This window comes from Amycolatopsis sp. NBC_00355 (assembly GCF_036104975.1).
Lineage (GTDB): Bacteria > Actinomycetota > Actinomycetes > Mycobacteriales > Pseudonocardiaceae > Amycolatopsis.
Window position 1 is genome coordinate 8,691,868 of the sequence record NZ_CP107982.1, and the last position, 19,691, is coordinate 8,711,558.

Sequence of the window (19,691 nt, forward strand, 5' to 3'; positions counted from 1 at the left end):
ATCACGCGGTCACGGCCTGGTAACCGCGCATTTCTTGTCGATTACTGACAAACGGCCCGGATCTTGTTGTCAACTGAGGAAAGGAAAATCCCGCCCCGGACGCGCGCACTGTTCACGGCTGCACAGTCCGGCCCATTCCCGGTCCTGAGCAGTACCCGGATGGACGACACATCAACCCTGCCGGAGAGGTTGCCCGGCAGGGTAAGCGCAAGAGCGACGTCCGTCCAGACACGCGACCCGACTCTCCAGGCACGCGACCCGACCGTCCGGGTACGCGACCCGACCGTCCGGGTACGCGAACCGACCCTTCCGGTACGCGTGTTCGCCGGAGTTGTCCGGAACGCCGACCGAGTGCCGGCGTTCCGGAAGCCCGTCAGGACTTGAGGCCGGCGATCAGCTCGTAGGACCGGATGCGGTCCGCGTGGCCGTGGACCATCGTCGTGATCATCAGCTCGTCGGCGTCCGTGTCGTCGAGGAGCTGCTGGAGTCCCTTGTGGACCGTCTCGGGCGAGCCGATGATGCTCGAGCCGAAGCGGTCGGCGAGGAACGCGCGGTCCATCTCGGTGTACGGGTACTCCGCCGCCTCCTCGGGCGTCGGCATGGCGATCGGGCGGCCGCGGCGCAGGCTGAGGAACGTCAGGCCGGACGGCCCGGCCAGGAACTGGGCGCGCTCGTCGGTCTCGGCGGCGACCACGGACGTCCCGAGCATCACGTACGGCTCGTCGAGCGCACCGGGCCGGAAGTTGTCGCGGTAGAGCTGCACCGCCGGGATCGTGTTCTCCGCGGCGAAGTGGTGCGCGAAGGAGAACGGCAGCCCGAGCCGGCCGGCGAGCTGCGCGCTGAAGCCGCTCGAACCCAGCAGCCAGATAGGCGGCTGGTTGCCCTCGGCGACGGCGGCGTTGACCCCGCGGGCCTCCGAGTGGGTGAAGTAGCCGATCAGCTCCTGCAGGTGCTCCGGGAAGTTCTCCGCCGACAGCCCGCCCGGCCCGCGCAGCGCGAGCGCCGTCCGCTGGTCGGTGCCCGGCGCGCGGCCGATGCCCAGGTCGATGCGGCCCGGGTGGAACGCCTCAAGGGTGCCGAACTGCTCGGCGACGACCAGCGGCGCGTGGTTGGGCAGCATGACCCCGCCGGAGCCGACGCGGATGCGCTCGGTCGCGTCGGCGACGTGGCCGATCAGCACCGCCGTCGCCGAGCTGGCGATGCCGGGCATGTTGTGGTGCTCGGCCAGCCAGTAGCGGTTGAAGCCCAGCCGCTCGGTGGCGCGGGCGAGGTCGAGGGTGTTGCGCAGCGTCTCCCCGATGCTGATCCCCTCGGACACGGGGGACAGGTCGAGCACGGACAGCGGCACATCAGGCAGTGAGCTCACAACCGGGGTCAACGCCCCGGTGCCCCGATAACTTCCCGCAACGCCGCCGGATCGCCGCCGCGCCAGGCGACGACGCCGTCCGGCCGCACGAGCAGCGCGTCCTCCACCACCGCCGGACACGTGGCTGTGACGATCTTCACGCGCGATCCGGCGGCTTCCCGCAGGTCGGCGCGGTCCGCGAGGTCGAACAGCACGGTGCGGGCGTCCCGCATGATCTCGGCCACGCGGGTCTTCTCGCCGCCGACGGTCAGCGGCAGGTCGGCGACGTAGGGCAGCTTGTCGGCGTCCCGCAGCAGCCCGGCGAGGTGCCGGGTCGGCTCCTCGAACGCGGCCAGCTCGCCGAAGAGCGTCCGCAGCGCGTCGCCGTCCTCGCCGGTCAGGCGTTCGAGCAGGGCTTGGACGCGGGTCTGCGTCAACGTCCGCGCCGCGACCGGGCGGCGTTCGGCGTCGTAGCTGTCGAGCAGTGCCTCGCCGGCTTCGCCGCGGACGACGGCGGCGAGCTTCCAGCCGAGGTTGACGGCGTCCAGCAGCCCGACGTTCAGCGCTGAGCCCCCGGCCGGGAAGACGTGCGCGGCGTCGCCGGCCAGCAGGAACCGCCCGGCCCGGTAGCGCTCGGCGAGCCGGGCCGAGCTGACCGTCCGCGACAGCCACAGCGGCTCGCCCAGCGGCAGGTCGGCGCCGAGCACCCGCCGGACGCTCTCGCGGAACTCGTCGAGCGTCGGTTCGCCGGACGGCTCCGGCGTCACCTCACGGACACCGGCGATCACCACGCCCGGCGTCAAGGACGTCACCAGCACGCGCCCGGCCGGACGCCGGTTCCAGCCCCGGTTCAGGCCGTACGCCGTGGTGAAGAGGTCGAACGGCCGGTCCGTCCGGAAATGCCCGAACCGCAGCAGTTCGTCGTCGGTCGTGCCGGGGAAGCCGATGCCGGCCAGGTCGCGGACGCGGCTGTGCGCGCCGTCGCAGCCGACGACGTACTCCGCGTCCAGCCGGTACTCGCCGTCCGGGCCGAGAACCGTGCCGACGTCCACGAGTTCGTGTCCGCGCCGGATCTCGACGCCGAGTTCGACGGCCCGTTCGCCGAGCAGTGCCTCCAGCCGGGGTTGTTGCAGCATGAGCCCGCGCAGCGGCGGGCTGCCGAGCTTCGTGAAGTCCAGCGGCACGGGCCCGAACGGGAACCCGGGGAACGGCCCGGCGAACGCCGCTTCGGCGGCGAACTTCTCCAGCAGCCCCCGGTGGTCGAGCTGCTCGACGATCCGGCCGCCGAGCCCGTTCGCGCGCGGCCGCTCGTCCGGGGTCGCCCGCCGGTCGAGCACCACCGGCGTGATCCCGCCGAGCCGCAGCTCCGCCGCCAGCATCAGGCCCACCGGGCCCGCTCCGATCACCGCTACGTCCATGACGCCTCCTTCTCTTGCCCTTGGGGGGTTCCGGGTGGCGAAGCCCCCGGCCCGGGGCGAAGCCCCGGATGTCTCTCTTGTCCTTGGGGGGTTCCGGGTGGCGAAGCCCCCGGCCCGGGGCGAAGCCCCGGATGTCTCCGTCAGTTTGAACTGACGTCGTGTGTCAGGCTAGACTGACAAACCATGGAGGCGGAAGAGCTTTCCGGGCGGATTTCGGAAACCGATCCGGCGGTCGCGCTGCGGGCCGTCGGCGCGCTGCACCGGCTCGCCGAGCAGGTCGAGACGGCGGCGGTCGCGCACGCCCGGGACCGCGGCTGGTCGTGGGAGCAGATCGGTGACGCCCTCGGCGTCGCGCGGCAGTCGGTGCACACGAAGCACGGGAAGTGAGGCCCGGATGATCGCCAAGAGCCCGTTCGCCTCGGTCGTCGCGGAGGCCCTGGAGGAGTCCCGCCGCCGCGGCGACCGTCGTCTGGGGACCGAACACCTGCTGCTCGGCCTGCTCCACAACGCCGATTGCGCGCGGACCCTCGGCGTCGACCTGGCCGCGGCCCACGCCGCCCTCGACCGCCTGGACCGCGAAGCCCTGACGGCGCTGGGTATCGACGTCGAAAGCCTCCGCCCGGCGGCTGTCCCGCGGAGACGCGCGAAGCTGACGCCGGGAGCGCTGACGTCGAACGCCCGGGCGGTGGTCAACGAGGCGATCCGCGGGGTGCCGCGCCGCCGGGATCCGCTGGAGCTGCTGCGGGTCCTGCTGTCGGTGACCCCGCCGGACCCGGCGGCGGACCTGTTCGCCGCGCTCGGCGTCGATCGCGAAGAAGTCCGGCGCCGATTGTGAAAATCGGCTTTTCCCTCTGAGTCGCGCGAGACCGGATAGCGTGTGGCACGCCGGAATCACCAAGGAGGACGGGTGCCGCGTCCGGAGCGACCGCTGGATCCCGGGGACGACCTGCTCGTCGACTTCGCCGCCGAGCTCCGGCGATTGCGGGCGAGTGCCGGGAATCCCACTTACCGCGAGCTCGGCCGGCGGGCGCACTACTCCGCCGGCACGCTCTCCGAAGCCGCCGGCGGGCGGAAACTTCCCAGCCTGGCCGTCACTTTGGCCTACGTCCGCGCTTGCGGCGGCGAGTCCGGCGAATGGGAAGAACGCTGGCACGCCGTCGCCGACGAACAGGCCGGTGCCGATTCACCACCCGAGCCGGAAGCCGGGGAATCGCCGCCGTACGTCGGGCTGGCCGCATTCGGAGCCGCCGACGCGAGCCGGTTCTTCGGCCGCGAACGACTGGTCGAAAAGCTCACCACGCGCCTTGCGAGACAGCGTTTTCTCGCGGTGCTCGGCGCGTCCGGCTCGGGCAAGTCCTCCCTGCTGCGCGCCGGCCTGCTGCCCGCCGTCCCCGGCCACGTCGTGCTGCTCACCCCGGGCGCCCGGCCGCTGCAGGAGTGCGCCGTCAAGTTCGCCGCCGCGCTCGGCGTCACGCCCGGCGCGCTGCTCGACGACTTCACCGCCCACCCGCGCAACCTCGGCCTCGCCGCACGGCAGCTCGCCGATCGCGGCGACGAAGACGTCGTCCTGGTCGTCGACCAGTTCGAGGAGGTCTTCACGCTCTGCCAGGACACCGCCGAGCGCGCCGCGTTCCTCGCCGCGCTGGTCACCGCGACCACCGAACCCGGCAGCCGGACCCGGGTGGTGCTCGGCATCCGCACCGACTTCTACACCCACTGCGCGCGCCACGCGGACCTCGCCGAAGCCATGCAGGACGCGCAGGTCCTGGTCGGCCCGATGACGACCGAAGAGCTCCGGCAAGCCATTTCGCGCCCCGCCGTCAACGCCGGTTACCGCGTCGAAAACGCGCTCGTCTCCCGGCTGGTCGCGGACGCCACCGGCCAGCCCGGTGTGCTCCCGCTGCTCTCGCACGCACTGCTCGAGACGTGGCGACGCCGCCGCGGCACCACGCTCACCCTCGCCGGCTACGAGTCCACCGGCGGCATCGAACGGGCCGTCGCGCAGACGTCCGAAGGCACGTTCGCCACGCTCTCCGCGCGTCAGCAACGCTTGGCGCGGCAGATCTTCCTCCGGATGACCGCGCTCGGCGAGGGCACCGAGGACACCAAGCGCCGGATCAGCCGCGCCGAGCTCGACACCGAGGACGACGACACCGCCGTCGTGCTCGGCGAGCTGGCGGCGGCCCGGCTGGTCACCCTCGACGACACCGGCATCGACATCGCGCACGAGGCCCTCATCCGCGGCTGGCCGCGGCTGCGCGAGTGGCTCACCGAGGACCGCGAAGGCCTGCGCGTGCACCGGCAGCTCACCGAGGCGACCGACGCCTGGGAGTCGGTCGAGCGCGATCCCGGCTGGCTCTACCGCGGCACCCGGCTCGCCATCGCGCGGGAATGGGCCGCGCGCCAGGACTCCGTGCTGTCCCAGCGGGAACGGCGGTTCCTCGACGCCAGCCTCGCCGTCGAGCACGCCGAGCAGCAGCGGGAACGCCGTCGCACGCGGCGGTTGCGTCAGCTGGTCGCGCTCCTGGCCGTGCTGCTGGTCTTCGCCGTCGGCGCGACGGCTTACGCGGTGCGCGCCGAGTCCACCGCGACCGGCCAGCGCAACAGCGCGCTCGCCCAGAAGGTCGCCGGCCAGGCCCTGGCCATGCGCGCCACCAACCCCGCGCTCGCCGCGCAGCTCGCGCTGGCCGCGTACCGCCTCGACCCGGCGGCCGACGCGCGCGGCGCCGTCCTCGGGATGTTCGCGACGCCGTATTCGACGCGCCTCACCGGGCACACCGGCCGGATCAACACCGTCGCCCTCCGCCCGGACGGCCAGGTGCTGGCCACCGCGAGCTGGGACGGCACGGCCCGGCTGTGGGACATCCACGACCCGCACCACCCGGTGCCGCTCGCCACGCTGGCCGGGCACACCGGCAACGTCAACAACGTCGCCTTCGCCGCCGACGGCCGGACCGTCGCCACCGCCGGCTTCGACGGCACCGTGCGCGTCTGGGACGTCACCGACCCGAGCCGTCCCGGGCCCGGCGTCATCGTCGAACGCCACGAAGGCAAGGCGTACGCCGTCGCGTTCAGCCCTGCCGGTCCGCTGCTGGCCACCGGCGACGTCGACGGCACGCTGCGGTTGTACGACACCGCGAGCCTGAAGCAGGTGGGCGAGCTGACCGGGCACACGTCGTACGTCAACAACCTGGCCTTCAGCGCCGACGGCAAGCTGCTCGCTTCGGCGTCGGCGGACAAGACCGCGCGGCTGTGGGACGTCGGCGGCCGCCGCCTGCTCGGCGTCGCGACCGGGCACACCGACGTCGTCCACTCGGTCGCCTTCAGCCCCGACGGCCACACCCTCGCGACGGCGAGCGCCGACCAGAGCGCGCGGCTGTGGGACGTCACCGACCCGGCTCGGCCGGCACAGCTTTCGGCGCTCTCGTCGCACAAGGCGATCGTGCGGTCGGTCGCGTTCACCGCGGACGGACGCACCCTCGCGACCACCGGCTTCGACCGCACCGCCCGGCTGTGGGACGTCGCCGACCCGCGGCGGCCGCGCGAGCTGGCGCCGCTGCCGGGGCACACCGGCGCCGTCGGCTCGGCCGTGTTCAGCCGGGACGGGCGCACCCTCGCCACGGCCAGCGACGACCAGACCGCCCGGCTCTGGGACCTGCCCGGGCCCGGCATTCCCGCGCACACGGACAAGGCGTGCGACGTGAGCTTCGGCCCCGGCAACCTGCTCGTCAGCGGCGGTTACGACAAGACGGTGCGGCTGCGCGACCTGGGCACCTCACGGCCGCCGGCCACGATCGGCGGCTTCGGCGACGCGGTCTGCGGCGTCGCGATCAGTCCCGACGGCCGGACGCTGGCCACCGGCAGCTGGGACCACACGATGACGCTGCGGGACATCACCGATCCGGCGAAACCCGGGCCGCCGGTGGTGTTCTCCCGGCCGGGTGACGACATCGACGCCGTCGCGTTCAGCCCGGACGGCCGGCTCCTGGCCACCGCGGGCGAGGGGCACACGGCCCGGCTCTGGGACCTCGCCGACCGCGCGCACCCGGTGGAGCTCGCCCGGCTCGAGGGCCACACCGACGACGTCCACACCCTCGCGTTCAGCCCCGACGGCCGGACGCTGGCCACCGCCGGCTGGGACCACACGGCGCGGCTGTGGGACGTCTCGGCACCCCGCGCGCCGAAGCCGCTGGCCAAGCTCGAAGGGCACACGGACACGGTCTTTTCGATCGCCTTCAGCCCGGACGGCCGGCGGCTCGCCACGGCGAGCGCCGACCGCACGGTCCGGCTGTGGGACGTCGCTCCCGCGCGCCGGCCGGCGGTGCTGACCGGGCACACGGACATCGTGATGGCGGTGTCGTTCAGCGGCGACGGCCGCACCCTCGCCTCCGGCGGCTACGACCGCACGATCCGCCTGTGGGACGTCGGCACGGCGTCGCCGCGCGCCGTCCTGCCCGAAGAACGCGACCGCGTCTACGCGGTGCGGTTCGCCCCGGACGGCCACACGCTCGCCGCGGCCATCGCGGACGGCACGATCCGGGTGCAGGAAACGGATCCCGACCGGGCGGCCGAACGGATCTGCGCGATCGCGGCCCCGCGCGTCACCCCGGACGAATGGACGGCGAGCCTGCCAGGCCTGGACTACCGGCCGCCGTGCCCCTGAGCGGGTTGTTCGGCGTTGTTGTTCGGTAGCCGCTCGCGGACACCGAACAACCCGGATCGACTAGACATGCCCTCGGACGGACGCGTCCCACGAACGTTCGATTGACCGGGGGTCTGAAGGGCTCCTTCAAGGGCACGGGAAGTTGCCTCCCGCCCCTCGAAGGAGCCCTTCAGCGTGCCCGGGCCCGCTCGGGATCAGCCCGCCGGGATCCAGTCGGGGTTCGAGGCCAGCACCGTCAGCTGCTGCGTCGCGCGGGTCAGCGCCACGTACAACACGCGGCGTCCGGTCGTCGACTCCGTCACCAGGTCGATCGGCTCGACCAGGACGACCGCGTCGTACTCCAGGCCCTTGGAATCCAGGCTGCCCACGACCTTCAGCCGCTCGTCCCCCTGGTCCGCCAGCCAGCCCGCGACCTCCGGGACGCGGTCCATCGCCGTGATCACGCCGACCGTGCCCTCGACCGCGCCCAGCAGTTCCTTCACGGCCGCCTGGGTCGCGGACGCCAGGCCGGCCGCCTCGACCGGGCGGACGTCCGGCTCGACGCCCGTCTTGCGGACCGCCACCGGCAGGTCGCCCGCCTCCGCGTGGCCGGCCACCACCTTGGCCGCCAGGTCGAAGATCTCGGCCGAGTTCCGGTAGTTGGTGCGCAGGGTGAACCGCCGCCGGGTCGTCTTGATCCCGAACGCCTGGTCGCGCGCCTGTGCCGCCTCCGCCGGGTCCGGCCAGGAGCTCTGCACCGGGTCACCGACGACCGTCCAGCTCGCGTACTTGCCGCGCCGGCCGACCATCCGCCACTGCATCGGCGAGAGGTCCTGCGATTCGTCGACGACCACGTGCGAGTACTCGTCGTAGTGCTCGGGCCGGGTGGTGCCGCCTCCGCCGCGCTCGACCTCGCCCTCGATCACCTGACGGCGCTTGCGCTTCGGCGGCGGCCCGATCAGCACGCGCAGCTCGTCGAGCAGCGCGACGTCCGCGATCGACCAGCCCCGCGAGCGGTCCGCGAGGTCCGCGGCCAGCCGCGAGATCTCCTGGCGGTTCAGCACGCCCTTGGACGCCGCCGCGAGCCGCTTCTCCTCGCCCAGCCACTTCAGGATCTGCGCCGGGTACAGCACCGGCCACCACACGACCAGGAACCGGTGGAACTCGATCCGCTCACCCAGATCGGTGATCAGGTCGGCCCGCTCGAACGGCTTGCCGTCGGCCTTCGCGTACCCCTCGGCCTTCGTCGCCAGCGCGTCCAGCAGCAGCTCCGCCGCCCGCAGCCGCGACCGGTTCGGCGGCGCGCCCTGCGTGTGGGCCTTGCGGCGCACCTTCTCCAGCTCGCGCGCGTCCAGCTTGAGGACCTCGCCGCGGTAGACGATCCGCATCTCCTCCGGCGCGTCCGGCGGGGTGTCGCGCAGCGCGCGCAGCAGCACCTTCCGGATCCGCAGCGAACCCTTGATCGCGGCCAGCGGCGCCGCGTCCTGCCGCGTCGCGTCGAGGCCGTCGAGGACCTCGCCGAGCGCGCGCAGCTCCACGTTCGTCTCCCCCATCGAGGGCAGGACGCGCGAGATGTAGCTGGTGAACACCCCCGAGGGCCCGATCACGAGCACGCCGGCCCCGCCGAGCTGACGCCGGTGGCGGTAGAGCAGGTAGGCGGCGCGGTGCAGGGCGACGGCGGTCTTGCCGGTGCCCGGCCCGCCGGTGATCTCCGTGACACCGCGCCACGGCGCCCGGATGACCTCGTCCTGCTCCTTCTGGATGGTCGCGACGATGTCGCGCATCTTCTCGCCGCGCGAACGCCCCAGCGCGGCCATCAGCGCGCCTTCGCCGACGATCTGCATGTCCTCGGGCACGGCGTCGGCCATCAGCACGTCGTCGTCGACGTCGAGCACGTTCTGCCCGGAGCAGCGGATCACCCGCCGCCGCACGACGTCCATCGGCTCTTCGGCGGTGGCCTGGTAGAACGCCGCCGCGGCCGGGGCGCGCCAGTCCGTGACGAGGTTGTCGAACTCCGCGTCGCGGATGCCGAGCCGGCCGACGTAGACGCGTTCGTCGTCTTCGCGCAGGTCGAGCCGGCCGAAGACCAGGCCCTCGTACTCGGCGTCGAGCGACTGCAGCGTCTGGTTGGCGTGGTACACCATCATGTCGCGCTCGAACAGCATCGACGCCTGCTCGAAGATCGCCTCGCGCTGCGCGCCCTGGCCGATCTCGTAGCCCTTGGTGCGCATCGCCTCGGCCTGGGTGCGCAGTTCGTCCAGACGGGTGTACACGCGATCGACGTGGGCTTGTTCGATGGCGATCTCGGCCCGTCTGACCCGAGGTTCCGACACGCATGGCTCCTTGACAGCTCTGGATCGCCTCCGAGGGCGAAGAACGACTCTACGCGTTGCGCCCGGCGGGTTCACCCGTGTCCCGGCCATGAGTGCTCCGGGTCCTCCCCGCACAATCGGGGGGTGACCAGGATCGTGGCCGGGACGGCGGGCGGGCGGCGGCTGAAGGTGCCCCCGAAGGGCACCCGGCCGACGTCGGAACGCGTGCGGGAAGCCCTGTTCAACGCCCTCGGGACGGCCGGCGAGCTGGACGGCGCGCACGTGCTCGACCTCTACGCGGGCTCCGGCGCGCTCGGCCTCGAAGCCCTCTCCCGCGGCGCCGCCGACGCGCTGTTCGTCGAATCCGACCGGCGTGCCGTGGAGGTGCTGCGCGACAACGTCTCGGCGCTGGGCCTCGGCGGCACCGTCCGGGCCGCCCCGGTCGAGGCGGTGGTCGCCGCGCCCGCGCCGCGGTCGTACGACCTGGTGCTCGCCGACCCGCCCTACATCGTGGACGCGGGCGCGCTGCGGAAGGTGCTGGCGGCGCTGGCCTCGAGCGGCTGGCTGGGTTCGTCCGCGCTGGTGGTGGTCGAACGCGCCGCGCGTGACGGCGCGCCCGGGTGGCCTCCCGGCTTCGAGCCGACCCGCGCGAAGAAGTACGGCGACACGGCGGTCCACTGGGCCGAGTACACCGCCGGTGTGTGACGCATCCGGCAAGGAGCGCGCGGGGGAGCGCCGGGCACGGTAGCGTCCGCGCCATGCGGCGTGCGGTCTGTCCCGGTTCCTACGATCCGGCCACCAACGGGCACCTCGACATCATCGAGCGGGCGAGCCGGCTGTTCGACGAGGTCGTCGTCGCGGTGGGGGTCAACAAGAGCAAGAAGGGCCTCTTCGAGCTCGAAGAACGCCTGGAGATGCTGCGCGAGATCACCGCGAAGCTGCCGAACGTGCGGATCGACTCGTGGGAAGGCCTGCTGGTCGACTACTGCCGCGACAACGACATCGCGGCGATCGCCAAGGGCCTGCGCTCGGTCAGCGACTTCGACTACGAGCTGCAGATGGCCCAGATGAACCGCGAGCTCACCGGCGTCGAGACGCTGCTGATGGCGAACAACCCGGCGTACGGGTTCGTGTCGAGCTCGCTGGTCAAGGAGGTCGCGGCCCTGGGCGGCGACGTCGAGAACCTGGTCCCGGCGATCGTCTACGAGCGCCTCGCGGCGAAGTTCCCCAAGCTCGGCCGCTGAGCACCCTCCACAAGCGACCCCCGCGCGCCCGGTTCCCGTCGATCGGCCCCCTACGAACGTCGGGACTTCGCGCCGGGAGCGGCGGAGTTCACGTTCCCGTCTTCTGACGATCACTCGATCGAGTTACGGTCCGAAAATGACCAACTACCGATCTCGCCTGGTCGCGGTTGTCTTCGCGCTCCTGGCCACACTGTCCATGGGGGTCACCGCCGCCGAGGCGGTCACCGGTGTACCGGCCGTCGCGGCGCAGAACCAGTGCGGCGACCTCGCCGGGTTCACGCACAAGGCGCTCTCGTCGCTGCCCGCCGAGGCCACGACGACGTACAACCTCATCCAGAAGGGCGGGCCGTTCCCCTACCCGCAGAACGACGGCGTCGTCTTCGACAACCGGGAGGGCATCCTGCCGTCCTGCGCGACGAGCTACTACCACGAGTACACCGTGCCGACCCCGGGCGCGAGCAACCGCGGCACGCGCCGCATCGTGACCGGCGGCGCCGGCGAGTACTTCTACACCGGCGACCACTACGCCACCTTCCAGGTCATCGACATCGGCGGTGGCGGCACGCCGACGCAGCAGTGCGGCGACCTGTCCGGCCTGGCGAAGATCGGCTACTCCCGGCTCTCGGCGGCCGCGAAGACCGTGGTGGACAACGTCCGCGGCGGCGCGTCCACCGGCACGACCTACGAGAACCGCGAAGGCGTGCTCCCGGCCTGCGCGTCCGGCTACTACCAGCTCTTCAGCGTCGGCACGAACGACCGCGTGATCTCGGGCAAGGCCGGCGAGCTGGCCTACACCCCCGACCACTACGTCACCTTCAAGGCGATCGACCTGAATTCCTGACCCCCGTGCAACGCGCCGTGCCCCCTCGTCCGTGAGGTACACCGGAACACGGACGAGGGAGGCACGGATGCGTGCTGGGGACGACGCGGACTTCCGGGAGTTCGCCCGGGCGCGGGCACTGACGCTGCGGCGCACGGCCTACCTGCTCTGCGGTGACTGGCACCTGGCCGAGGACCTGGTCCAGAACGCACTCCTGAAGCTCCACCGGGTCTGGCCGAGGATCACCCGCCGCGGGCCCGTCGACAACTACGCCCGGCGGGTCCTGCTGCGCTGCTGGCTCGACGAGCAGCGGCGGCCGTGGCGCCGCCGGGAACGCCGCGACGGCGTCGTGCCGGACCTGCCTTCCTTCACCCTCGAGACCGGCATCTCGGATCCCCTCCTGCGCGCCCTCGCCGAAGTTCCGCCTAAGCAGCGCGCCGCCGTCGTGCTCCGCTACTGCGCCGACCTGCCGGTCGCGGAGGTCGCGGCGGTGCTGCGCTGCTCGGAAGGAACCGTCCGGAGCCAGGCCTCGCGCGGGCTCGAAACCCTGCGCGGTGTGCTCGAGCACACCGCGGAGAGGAGCGCGTGATGACCGACATCGAGACCCGCCTGCGCGAGGTGGCCCTCGTGGAGCCGCCGCTCGGGTTCGACCCGGACGAGGTGGCCGACCGCGCGGCGAAGCAGACCCGGCGGCGGACCGCGGGCATCGCCGGGACGCTGGCCGCAGGCGCGGTCGTCGCGGCCGTGGCGGTGTTCGTCCCGGCGGCGCCGGCCCCGGTGCCCCCGGCCGGGCCGCCTACGCCGCCTTCGCTCGCCGAGCAGGCGCGGGTCCGCCAGGGGCTGACCGACGCCGTCACGCGGCTGTTCCCCGGCCTGCGGAGCCTGAGCGTGGGCGCGTCGACCGCCGACTCCGTCGGCCCGGACCGGATGAGCGCGACGGCCACCTTCGTCGACGCCGCCGGGCGCCCGGGCACCTTCCAGCTCACCGTCCGCGGCGACCGGGCGGCGCCGGACGTCACGCCGCTCGGCCAGGCCTGCGCGAGGAGGCCGTGCGACAAGATGCCGGACGGTGCGCTCCTGGCGATCTCCGGGTTCGACGGCGCAGGTGAGCTGCCTGGCTTCAACGGAGTCCTGGCCCGCCCGGACGGCTCGGTGGTGACGGTCACCGACGCCGGCGACAGCGCCCCCGGCGTCACCGACTCGGTCCAGCTGACCCGCGAGCAGCTCACGGAGGTGATCACCGATCCGGCGTTCACCCTGTCGTGAAGCGCGGACACGCCCGGCGCCGTGCGCCTTCACCGCTTCGGCGCCGGATGAGGGCAGACTGGTCTCAGCGACAGGGGATTGGAGTTGCCGTGTACCGGGTTTTCGAGGCGCTCGACGAGCTCGTCACCATCGTCGAGGAGGCGCGCGGCGTCCCGATGACGTCCAGCTGCGTGGTGCCCCGCGGCGACGTCCTCGAACTCCTCGACGACGTCCGCGACGCACTGCCGGCGGAGGTCGACGACGCCCAGGACGTACTGGACAAGCGCGACGACCTGATCCACGCCGCCCGCAAGGAGGCCGGTGAAACGGTCGCGGGCGCGAACTCCGAAGCCGAGCGCGCGATCGCCGAGGCCACCGACGAGGCCGAGCGCATCCTGGCCGACGCCCGGGCCCGCGCCGAGCAGATGCTCGCCGACGCCCACGACCAGGCCGACCGCACGGTCGCGGCGGGCCAGGCCGAGTACCAGAACCTCACCGACCGCTCCCGCGGCGAGTCGGAGCGGATGATCCAGGCCGGCCGCGACGCCTACGACCGCGCCATCGAAGACGGCCGCGCCGAGCAGTCCCGGCTGGTCGCGCAGACGGAGGTCGTCCAGGCGGCCCACGCCGAATCGGCCCGCATCGTCGACGAAGCCCATGCGGAAGCGGACCGCCAGCGCGGCGACTGCGACGCGTACGTCGACGGCAAGCTGGCGGAGTTCTCGGAGCTGCTGGCGACGACGCTGCGCACGGTCGACTCGGGCCGCAACCACCTGCGCTCCCCGGCGAACCTGCCGAACAGCGGCGGCCGCCCGACGCTCTACGACTATCAGGTGTGACCAGCCTCTCAGCGGCTGCGTGACGTGCGTGGGTGCCAGCTCGAAAGGGGTGGCACCCCGTGCGTACTCTGGACGGGATGTCCGAGAACAAGACCCCCCAGCTCGACGACCGCAGCCCGTGGGTGATCGACACCCGTGAGCTTGGCCGTCACGCCGGCCTCAGCCGCGCTCTTCAGCGCACTGTGCCGGCGGAGACGCCGCTTGGCGTCCCCGACGTCATCACCATCGACGCCGGTTCCGAACTCAAGCTCGACCTGCTCCTCGAATCCGTCGTCGAGGGCGTGTGGGTGAGCGGCACGGTCACGGCGACCGCGAAGGGCAACTGCGCGCGCTGCCTCGACCCGCTGATCGAGGAGGTCGAGGTCGAGGTCCAGGAGCTGTTCGCCTACCCGGGGTCGGCCACCGAGGAGACCACCGACGAGGACGAGATCCCGCGGCTGATCGACGACCGGATCGACCTCGAGCCGACCGTCCGCGACGCCGTCGTCCTGGCCCTGCCCCTGGCGCCGTTGTGCACCGAGGACTGCGCCGGGCTCTGCATCGACTGCGGCGTCAAGTGGGCCGATCTCGAGCCCGGACACGGGCATGAGAAGATAGACCCTCGGTGGGCCGCACTGGTCGAGCGCTTCGACGAGAATGCGGGCGAAAAGCCTGCGCAGGACCCCGCTGAGCAAGAGCAAGCCTGACGAGTGTCCAGCTCGTCGGTGAGGAAAGTTCGCTCGCACCGCGAGCAGACCGTCTTAAGGAGATCTACTCGTGGCCGTCCCGAAGCGGAAGATGTCGCGATCCAACACGCGCGCCCGCCGCAGCCAGTGGAAGGCGGCTCCGGTTCAGCTGGTGCCCTGCTCCAACCGCGCCTGCAAGCAGCCGAAGCTCCAGCACATCGCGTGCCCGTCGTGCGGCCAGCACAACGGCCGCCAGGTCGTCGAGCCCGCCTGATCGGGTAGCCGATATGGGGGGCAAGACGCCCGGGGGACCACCAGCCGACACGGCGCCGTTGCTCGAGGCGCTCGGGGTCACACTCGGCCCCGAGCTGCTCGGCTTGTCGCTGACCCACCGTTCGTACGCGTACGAAAACGGGGGCCTGCCGCCGAACGAGCGGCTGGAGTTCCTCGGTGACGCCGTGCTCGGCCTGGTCGTCACCGATCACCTGTACACCACTCACCCCGACCTGCCCGAAGGGCAGCTCGCGAAGCTCCGAGCCAGCGTCGTCAACATGCACGCGCTGGCCCGGGTCGCCCGTGGGCTCGGCGAGGGCGGTCTCGGGGCACACCTGTTGCTGGGCAAGGGCGAAGAGCTCACCGGCGGCCGGGACAAGGCGAGCATCCTCGCCGACGGCTTGGAAGCGGTCATCGGTGCCGTCTACCTCGCCCACGGCATCGAGATCGCCCGCAAGCTCGTGCACCACCTCTTCGACGGGCTGCTCGCCGAAGCCCCGCTGCGCGGTGCCGGTCTCGACTGGAAGACCAGCCTGCAGGAGCTGACGGCGTCGGCCGGTCTCGGCGTGCCCGAGTACCGCGTCGAGGACACGGGCCCGGACCACCGCAAGGAGTTCGCGGCCACCGTCCTCATCGGCGGCCGTCCTCTCGGCACGGGTTCGGGTTCGACGAAGAAGGAAGCCGAGCAGAAGGCCGCCGAGACGGCTTGGCGTTCGCTGTCCGCCGAACTCGAGGCGGAGAAGCAGCCGGCCGAAAAGCCGGACGAGGACGCCTGAACCTCGTGTCCTGAGCTTCGGGACTGATCCGCTTGTATCCCAGCGGCGTCGTGGCCATCCGCCACGAACCGCTGGGAGACAGGCGGATTCGTCGTCGTTTCCGGGGTTCCTTCCCGGCCGGCACCGGCTTCCGGCCCGCATCGCTCGCGCGCCGGCTTCCCCCAGGGCACCCTCGAAGAAGTGTCGTACCTGCGGGGCACAATGTGCTCATGCCCGAACTTCCCGAGGTCGAAGTCGTCCGCGTGGGTCTGCAGGCGCACGTCGCCGGCCGGACCATCCGCGAGGCCGAGGTCCTGCACCCGCGGGCGATCCGGCGGCACGTGCTGGGTGCGGACGATTTCACCAACCGGCTCATCGGTGCCCGCGTCGAAGCCGCGCGGCGGCGGGGCAAGTACCTGTGGCTCGAGCTGTCCGACAAGGAAGCCGTCGTCGCGCACCTCGGGATGAGCGGGCAGATGCTCGTCCAGCCCGAAAGCGCGCCGGACGAGAAACACCTGCGAGTCCGGCTGCGCTTCGACGACGACGGGCCGGAGCTCCGTTTCGTCGACCAGCGCACGTTCGGCGGCCTGGTGCTGGACGACCTGACCGACATCGGCGAGCGCGTGCTGCTGCCGGGCTCGATCGCCCACATCGCGCGCGACCCGATGGACCCGGCGTTCGACCTCGACACGGCCGTCAAGGCCCTGCGTTCCCGCCGCACCGAGATCAAGCGCGCCCTGCTCGACCAGACCCTGGTCTCGGGCATCGGCAACATCTACGCCGACGAAGCGTTGTGGCGCGCGAAGCTGCACTGGGCGCGGCCGACGGAGAAGCTCACCCTGGCGAAGTGCCGCGAGCTGCTGGCGGCGGCGTCGGACGTGATGAACGCGGCCCTGGGCCAGGGCGGCACGTCGTTCGACGCGCTGTACGTGAACGTCAACGGGCAGTCGGGCTACTTCGACCGTTCGCTCGACGCGTACGGCCAGGAGGGCCTGCCGTGCCACCGGTGCGGCTCGCCGATCCGGCGGGAACCGTTCATGAACCGCTCGTCGTTCACGTGCCCGCGGTGCCAGCCCCGGCCGAGGGTGAACTCGCGTTGATAAAAGCTGTTCACCTTTCAGCTAGGATGAATACGCCTGGTAGCTGAGGGAGTGCAACGTGGTCAAGGAGCCCGGCAAGTCGACGCTGGCCGACAAGGTCGACCAGCTGTTCCACGTGGTCCGCAGGCCCGATCGGGAGCCGTACAGCAACGAGGAGGTCGCCACGGCCTGCCGCGAGGCGACCGGCGAGAGCTTCTCGACGACCTACCTGTGGCAACTGCGCACGGGCCGGCGCACCAACCCGACCAAGCGCCACCTGGAAGCCCTCGCCCAGTTCTTCGGCGTCCCCCCGGCATATTTCTTCGACGACGAGCAGAGCCGCAAGATCGCCGACGAGCTGGCCCTGCTGGGAGCCCTGCGCGACGCGGGCGTCCGCGACCTGGCCCTGCGAGCGGTGACCCTGTCCGCCGACGGCCTCGACACGATCAGCGACATGATCGACGCGATCGCCCGCAGAGAAGCGAGCCGCGGCCCCAAGAAGGAGAACTGACGCGGCGGCAAGCTCGCCGCACGAGCTTCGGGGATCGTGAGAAGGCCGGAGCTGCCGGCCGCTGATCGGACCGCGGGGCCGCTCCAGGTCGCGATGGGCGAGAGTCGACGCAGCGGCACTCGGGCTGTCGTGGGCAGATTCCAGGCCCGCGACAGACATGCGTTGACTGTCCGCGCAGTGGGGGATACGGCACGTGTCGCGATGGCCAGAGCTGACGCGGCGGAACTCGGGCCGCGCCGGGCCATTCGAGCCCGCAAGGAGCGGACACCGACACATCAGCAGAGGTGAACGACCACGCAGGTACCGTGATGAGCCGACCGGAGCCGTCGGCACCGGGGTTGTGCGGGCACACTTCGGGCTTTGCGGTGAGGTCAGAACTGACGTGGTGGCCCCGGCGCGCCCGTTGTCGCGGTAGGTTCGCGGGGTCGGCATGGCGGTGCGGACGAAAACCGGATTTCCCGAAGCGGGCCCGCGTCATCGCCTGCCGGACCGATCCGGCCGTGGCGGCATGATGGCGAGGAGAGCTGACGTGGCGAAACGACCGTCCCTGCGGCTCTCCGGGCGGCGGCCGGGCCGCGCGTTGTGGCGGCGGGCACGTGAGGTCGCCGATGCCGTGAGCCTGCCGGAGCCGTTCGACGCCGAGGCGTTCGTCGACGGGCTGGCCGCCGGGCGCGGGCGGCCGATCGAGCTGATGCCCGTCAGCGCACCCGAAGGCGCGCCGTGCGGGCTGCTGATGAGCACCGAACGCGCCGACTACATCCTCTACCCGACCAACACGACCGCCCTGCACCGGCGGCACATCCTGCTGCACGAGGTCGGGCACCTGCTGTGCGGGCACACGGGGTCCGGCGCCGGCGCCGACGGCGCGGCCATCGACGCCGCCGCGGGGCGGCAGCTGATGCCGAACCTCTCGCCCGAGCTGGTCCGGCGGGTCCTCGGCCGCACCACCTACACCGAGGTCGAGGAGCGCGAGGCCGAACTGGTCGCGAGCCTGCTCGCCCAGCGCGTCGTGCGGCCGGAAGAGCCGCGCGAACCGGCGGCCGACGTCCCGGACGGCGTCCGGCGCTTCGACACGCTGTTCGGCGGCCGGCCCCGGCGTCGCGCACCGTGATCGAGACCCTGGCCTATCACCTATGCGTGGTGGCGTTCGCCGGGTTCGGGTACAAGCTCATCGAGGCGCGCCGCAGCCAGCCGGTGCGCACCATGTGGTTCCTCGCCGGGTTCGGCATCTGCATCGCCACCGGCATCGTCGTGCTGACCCCGGCGATGGAGGCCCTGGTCGGCCAAGGTCCGGTGTTCGACTGGATCGCGCCCCTGGCGGGTGACGAGCTGAAGCTCGGCGCGTTCGGCTTCGCGGTCGCGTTCAGCCAGTCGGTGTGGCGCGGCGAAGGTGCCCGGCTCGCCCCGCACGCGTTGTTCACGGGCACGGCGATGGCGCTGCTCGCCGCGTGTTATGCCCTGTCCGGGCCGAAACGCATCGGCGACGACACGGTTGTGTCGGAGAGGGGATTGCCGTTCGCGCTGGGCAACCAGGCCGTGTTCCTGGTCTACGGCCTGACCAGCCTCGCCCTGCTGATCACGGTGTTCGTCCGCAGCGCGCGGCACGCCGAGCCGGGCCCGCTGCGCGCCGGCCTCTGGCTGCTGGTGATCGGGGTCGGCGCCGCGTTCGCGTGGACGCTCTGGGACATCGACGACGTCCGCCTGCTCGCGCAGACGTCCCGGATCGGCGCCCGCGAAGACGTACCGTCCTCGGTGCTCGGAGCGGCGACCGTCTGTTTCCTCACGGCGGGGGCGACGCTGAGCGCGTGGTCACCGTCGGTGTCATCGGTCCTCGGCCGGGTGCGCGCGTACCGGGCGTACCGCCGCATCGAGCCACTGTGGACGGCGTTGCACGCGGCGGTCCCGGGCATCGCGCTCAACCCGGGCCACGAGCTGACGGGCGGCCCCGAATTCGCGCTGTACCGGCGAGTGATCGAAATCCGCGACGGCCACCTGGCGTTGCGCGCCCACTTCGACCCGGAGCTCCCGGCCCGCGCGGAGGAGGAAGCCCGGCGCGCGGGAGTCCCCGAAGCCGACCTCGCGGCAACGGTCGAGGCGGTCACCCTGGCCGCCGCGATCGAGGCCGAGCGCGCAGGCCGCAGATTCGCCCCGGCCGACGAGGACCCGGAACACAGCGCCGACGCGGACGCCGACGTCGTGGCCGAGGCGGCCTGGCTGGTCCGGGTGAGCCGCGCCTGGCGCCGCGGCGCGCTCCTGAACCAAGTCCGGACCGCGGCGCTCAGCTGACCCGCCCGCCGTCGCCGACTCCGGTCACAACTGCGGGCTCTGCTGAACGAGATTCGGACCGTGTCGCGCAGCTGTTCCGTGGCGCGCCGGTGCTGGCTTCGGTACCAGCTGCGCGCCGCTGAACGAGCCCACGCCCGCGGTGATCGGCTCACCGCCACCGCCACCGCCACCGCTGTCGCAGGTTTGGTGTCAGCTGCGGGGCGCTGCTGAACGAGGTTCGGCCCACGGTATTCAGCTGACCCACCTCGCGCGGCGCT

At 72.2% G+C, this 19,691-nt stretch carries 19 protein-coding genes; 16 read left to right on the plus strand and 3 right to left on the minus strand.

Features of this window, described 5'->3' with window-relative positions:
• Positions 1-373: 373 nt before the first annotated feature.
• Entirely contained in the window at positions 374-1,366 is a 993-nt protein-coding gene (locus OHS18_RS40175; protein WP_328614319.1) for an LLM class flavin-dependent oxidoreductase, read from the minus strand.
• An 8-nt stretch (positions 1,367-1,374) separates the two neighbouring features.
• Positions 1,375-2,763: an FAD-dependent monooxygenase gene (locus tag OHS18_RS40180; RefSeq protein ID WP_328614320.1), complete on the minus strand. Its 1,389-nt coding sequence runs from the start codon at positions 2,761-2,763 to the stop codon at positions 1,375-1,377.
• A 183-nt stretch (positions 2,764-2,946) separates the two neighbouring features.
• Here OHS18_RS40180 and OHS18_RS40185 point away from each other — a divergent pair, with 183 nt between their 5' ends.
• The 3 genes from OHS18_RS40185 (at position 2,947) to OHS18_RS40195 (ending at position 7,426) form a co-directional block, all read left to right on the plus strand.
• Positions 2,947-3,150: a hypothetical protein gene (locus tag OHS18_RS40185; protein ID WP_328443466.1), complete on the plus strand. Its 204-nt coding sequence runs from the start codon at positions 2,947-2,949 to the stop codon at positions 3,148-3,150.
• A gap of 7 nt (positions 3,151-3,157) precedes the next feature.
• Complete coding sequence (locus tag OHS18_RS40190; RefSeq protein WP_328614321.1) at positions 3,158-3,598, plus strand: Clp protease N-terminal domain-containing protein; 441 nt, start codon at positions 3,158-3,160, stop codon at positions 3,596-3,598.
• 72 nt (positions 3,599-3,670) lie between these two features.
• A complete protein-coding gene (locus OHS18_RS40195; RefSeq protein WP_442875309.1) occupies positions 3,671-7,426 on the plus strand; it encodes an nSTAND1 domain-containing NTPase in 3,756 nt (1,251 codons plus the stop codon).
• A gap of 194 nt (positions 7,427-7,620) precedes the next feature.
• Here the strand turns inward: OHS18_RS40195 and OHS18_RS40200 are convergent, their stop codons facing one another.
• Positions 7,621-9,738: a HelD family protein gene (locus OHS18_RS40200; RefSeq protein WP_328443462.1), complete on the minus strand. Its 2,118-nt coding sequence runs from the start codon at positions 9,736-9,738 to the stop codon at positions 7,621-7,623.
• Between the two features lie 123 nt (positions 9,739-9,861).
• Between OHS18_RS40200 and rsmD the strand changes: the two genes are divergently transcribed.
• The 13 genes from rsmD to OHS18_RS40265 all read left to right on the plus strand — a co-directional run bounded on the left by rsmD (position 9,862) and on the right by OHS18_RS40265 (position 19,434).
• A complete protein-coding gene (gene rsmD / locus OHS18_RS40205) occupies positions 9,862-10,422 on the plus strand; it encodes a 16S rRNA (guanine(966)-N(2))-methyltransferase RsmD (protein ID WP_328443460.1) in 561 nt (186 codons plus the stop codon).
• A 53-nt stretch (positions 10,423-10,475) separates the two neighbouring features.
• Complete coding sequence (gene coaD / locus OHS18_RS40210; RefSeq protein ID WP_328443458.1) at positions 10,476-10,961, plus strand: pantetheine-phosphate adenylyltransferase; 486 nt, start codon at positions 10,476-10,478, stop codon at positions 10,959-10,961.
• A 136-nt stretch (positions 10,962-11,097) separates the two neighbouring features.
• Positions 11,098-11,802, plus strand: coding sequence for a ribonuclease domain-containing protein (locus OHS18_RS40215; RefSeq protein ID WP_328614322.1), 705 nt, complete (start codon positions 11,098-11,100; stop codon positions 11,800-11,802).
• 67 nt (positions 11,803-11,869) lie between these two features.
• The gene (locus OHS18_RS40220; RefSeq protein ID WP_328614323.1) at positions 11,870-12,370 is read left to right on the plus strand and encodes a SigE family RNA polymerase sigma factor; all 501 of its coding nucleotides are present in this window, start codon (positions 11,870-11,872) and stop codon (positions 12,368-12,370) included.
• Positions 12,370-13,047: a hypothetical protein gene (locus tag OHS18_RS40225; RefSeq protein ID WP_328443452.1), complete on the plus strand. Its 678-nt coding sequence runs from the start codon at positions 12,370-12,372 to the stop codon at positions 13,045-13,047. Before OHS18_RS40220 ends, OHS18_RS40225 begins: the two co-directional genes overlap by 1 nt.
• 89 nt (positions 13,048-13,136) lie before the next feature.
• A complete protein-coding gene (locus OHS18_RS40230; protein WP_328443450.1) occupies positions 13,137-13,865 on the plus strand; it encodes a DivIVA domain-containing protein in 729 nt (242 codons plus the stop codon).
• A 77-nt stretch (positions 13,866-13,942) separates the two neighbouring features.
• Positions 13,943-14,551 carry a YceD family protein gene (locus tag OHS18_RS40235; RefSeq protein WP_328443448.1) on the plus strand — a complete coding sequence of 203 codons (609 nt, stop codon included), beginning with the start codon at positions 13,943-13,945 and terminating at the stop codon, positions 14,549-14,551.
• Between the two features lie 70 nt (positions 14,552-14,621).
• Complete coding sequence (gene rpmF / locus OHS18_RS40240) at positions 14,622-14,804, plus strand: 50S ribosomal protein L32 (protein ID WP_247062158.1); 183 nt, start codon at positions 14,622-14,624, stop codon at positions 14,802-14,804.
• Between the two features lie 13 nt (positions 14,805-14,817).
• Positions 14,818-15,579 carry a ribonuclease III gene (gene rnc, locus OHS18_RS40245; RefSeq protein WP_328614324.1) on the plus strand — a complete coding sequence of 254 codons (762 nt, stop codon included), beginning with the start codon at positions 14,818-14,820 and terminating at the stop codon, positions 15,577-15,579.
• A 209-nt stretch (positions 15,580-15,788) separates the two neighbouring features.
• Complete coding sequence (gene mutM, locus OHS18_RS40250; RefSeq protein ID WP_328443443.1) at positions 15,789-16,658, plus strand: bifunctional DNA-formamidopyrimidine glycosylase/DNA-(apurinic or apyrimidinic site) lyase; 870 nt, start codon at positions 15,789-15,791, stop codon at positions 16,656-16,658.
• A gap of 58 nt (positions 16,659-16,716) precedes the next feature.
• Positions 16,717-17,148, plus strand: a complete 432-nt coding sequence (locus OHS18_RS40255; protein ID WP_328443441.1) for a helix-turn-helix domain-containing protein — start codon at positions 16,717-16,719, stop codon at positions 17,146-17,148.
• A 613-nt stretch (positions 17,149-17,761) separates the two neighbouring features.
• Positions 17,762-18,259: a hypothetical protein gene (locus tag OHS18_RS40260; protein WP_328459042.1), complete on the plus strand. Its 498-nt coding sequence runs from the start codon at positions 17,762-17,764 to the stop codon at positions 18,257-18,259.
• A complete protein-coding gene (locus OHS18_RS40265; protein WP_328443439.1) occupies positions 18,256-19,434 on the plus strand; it encodes an MAB_1171c family putative transporter in 1,179 nt (392 codons plus the stop codon). Before OHS18_RS40260 ends, OHS18_RS40265 begins: the two co-directional genes overlap by 4 nt.
• Positions 19,435-19,691: the final 257 nt, after the last annotated feature.

Coding starts and splice junctions, on each gene's coding strand:
- OHS18_RS40180 (WP_328614320.1), bottom strand. CDS start 2,763: ATGGACGTAGCGGTGATCGGAGCGGGCCCGGTGGGCCTGATGCTGGCG.
- OHS18_RS40185 (WP_328443466.1), top strand. CDS start 2,947: ATGGAGGCGGAAGAGCTTTCCGGGCGGATTTCGGAAACCGATCCGGCG.
- OHS18_RS40190 (WP_328614321.1), top strand. CDS start 3,158: ATGATCGCCAAGAGCCCGTTCGCCTCGGTCGTCGCGGAGGCCCTGGAG.
- coaD (WP_328443458.1), top strand. CDS start 10,476: ATGCGGCGTGCGGTCTGTCCCGGTTCCTACGATCCGGCCACCAACGGG.
- OHS18_RS40215 (WP_328614322.1), top strand. CDS start 11,098: ATGACCAACTACCGATCTCGCCTGGTCGCGGTTGTCTTCGCGCTCCTG.
- OHS18_RS40220 (WP_328614323.1), top strand. CDS start 11,870: ATGCGTGCTGGGGACGACGCGGACTTCCGGGAGTTCGCCCGGGCGCGG.
- OHS18_RS40225 (WP_328443452.1), top strand. CDS start 12,370: ATGACCGACATCGAGACCCGCCTGCGCGAGGTGGCCCTCGTGGAGCCG.
- OHS18_RS40235 (WP_328443448.1), top strand. CDS start 13,943: ATGTCCGAGAACAAGACCCCCCAGCTCGACGACCGCAGCCCGTGGGTG.
- rnc (WP_328614324.1), top strand. CDS start 14,818: ATGGGGGGCAAGACGCCCGGGGGACCACCAGCCGACACGGCGCCGTTG.
- mutM (WP_328443443.1), top strand. CDS start 15,789: ATGCCCGAACTTCCCGAGGTCGAAGTCGTCCGCGTGGGTCTGCAGGCG.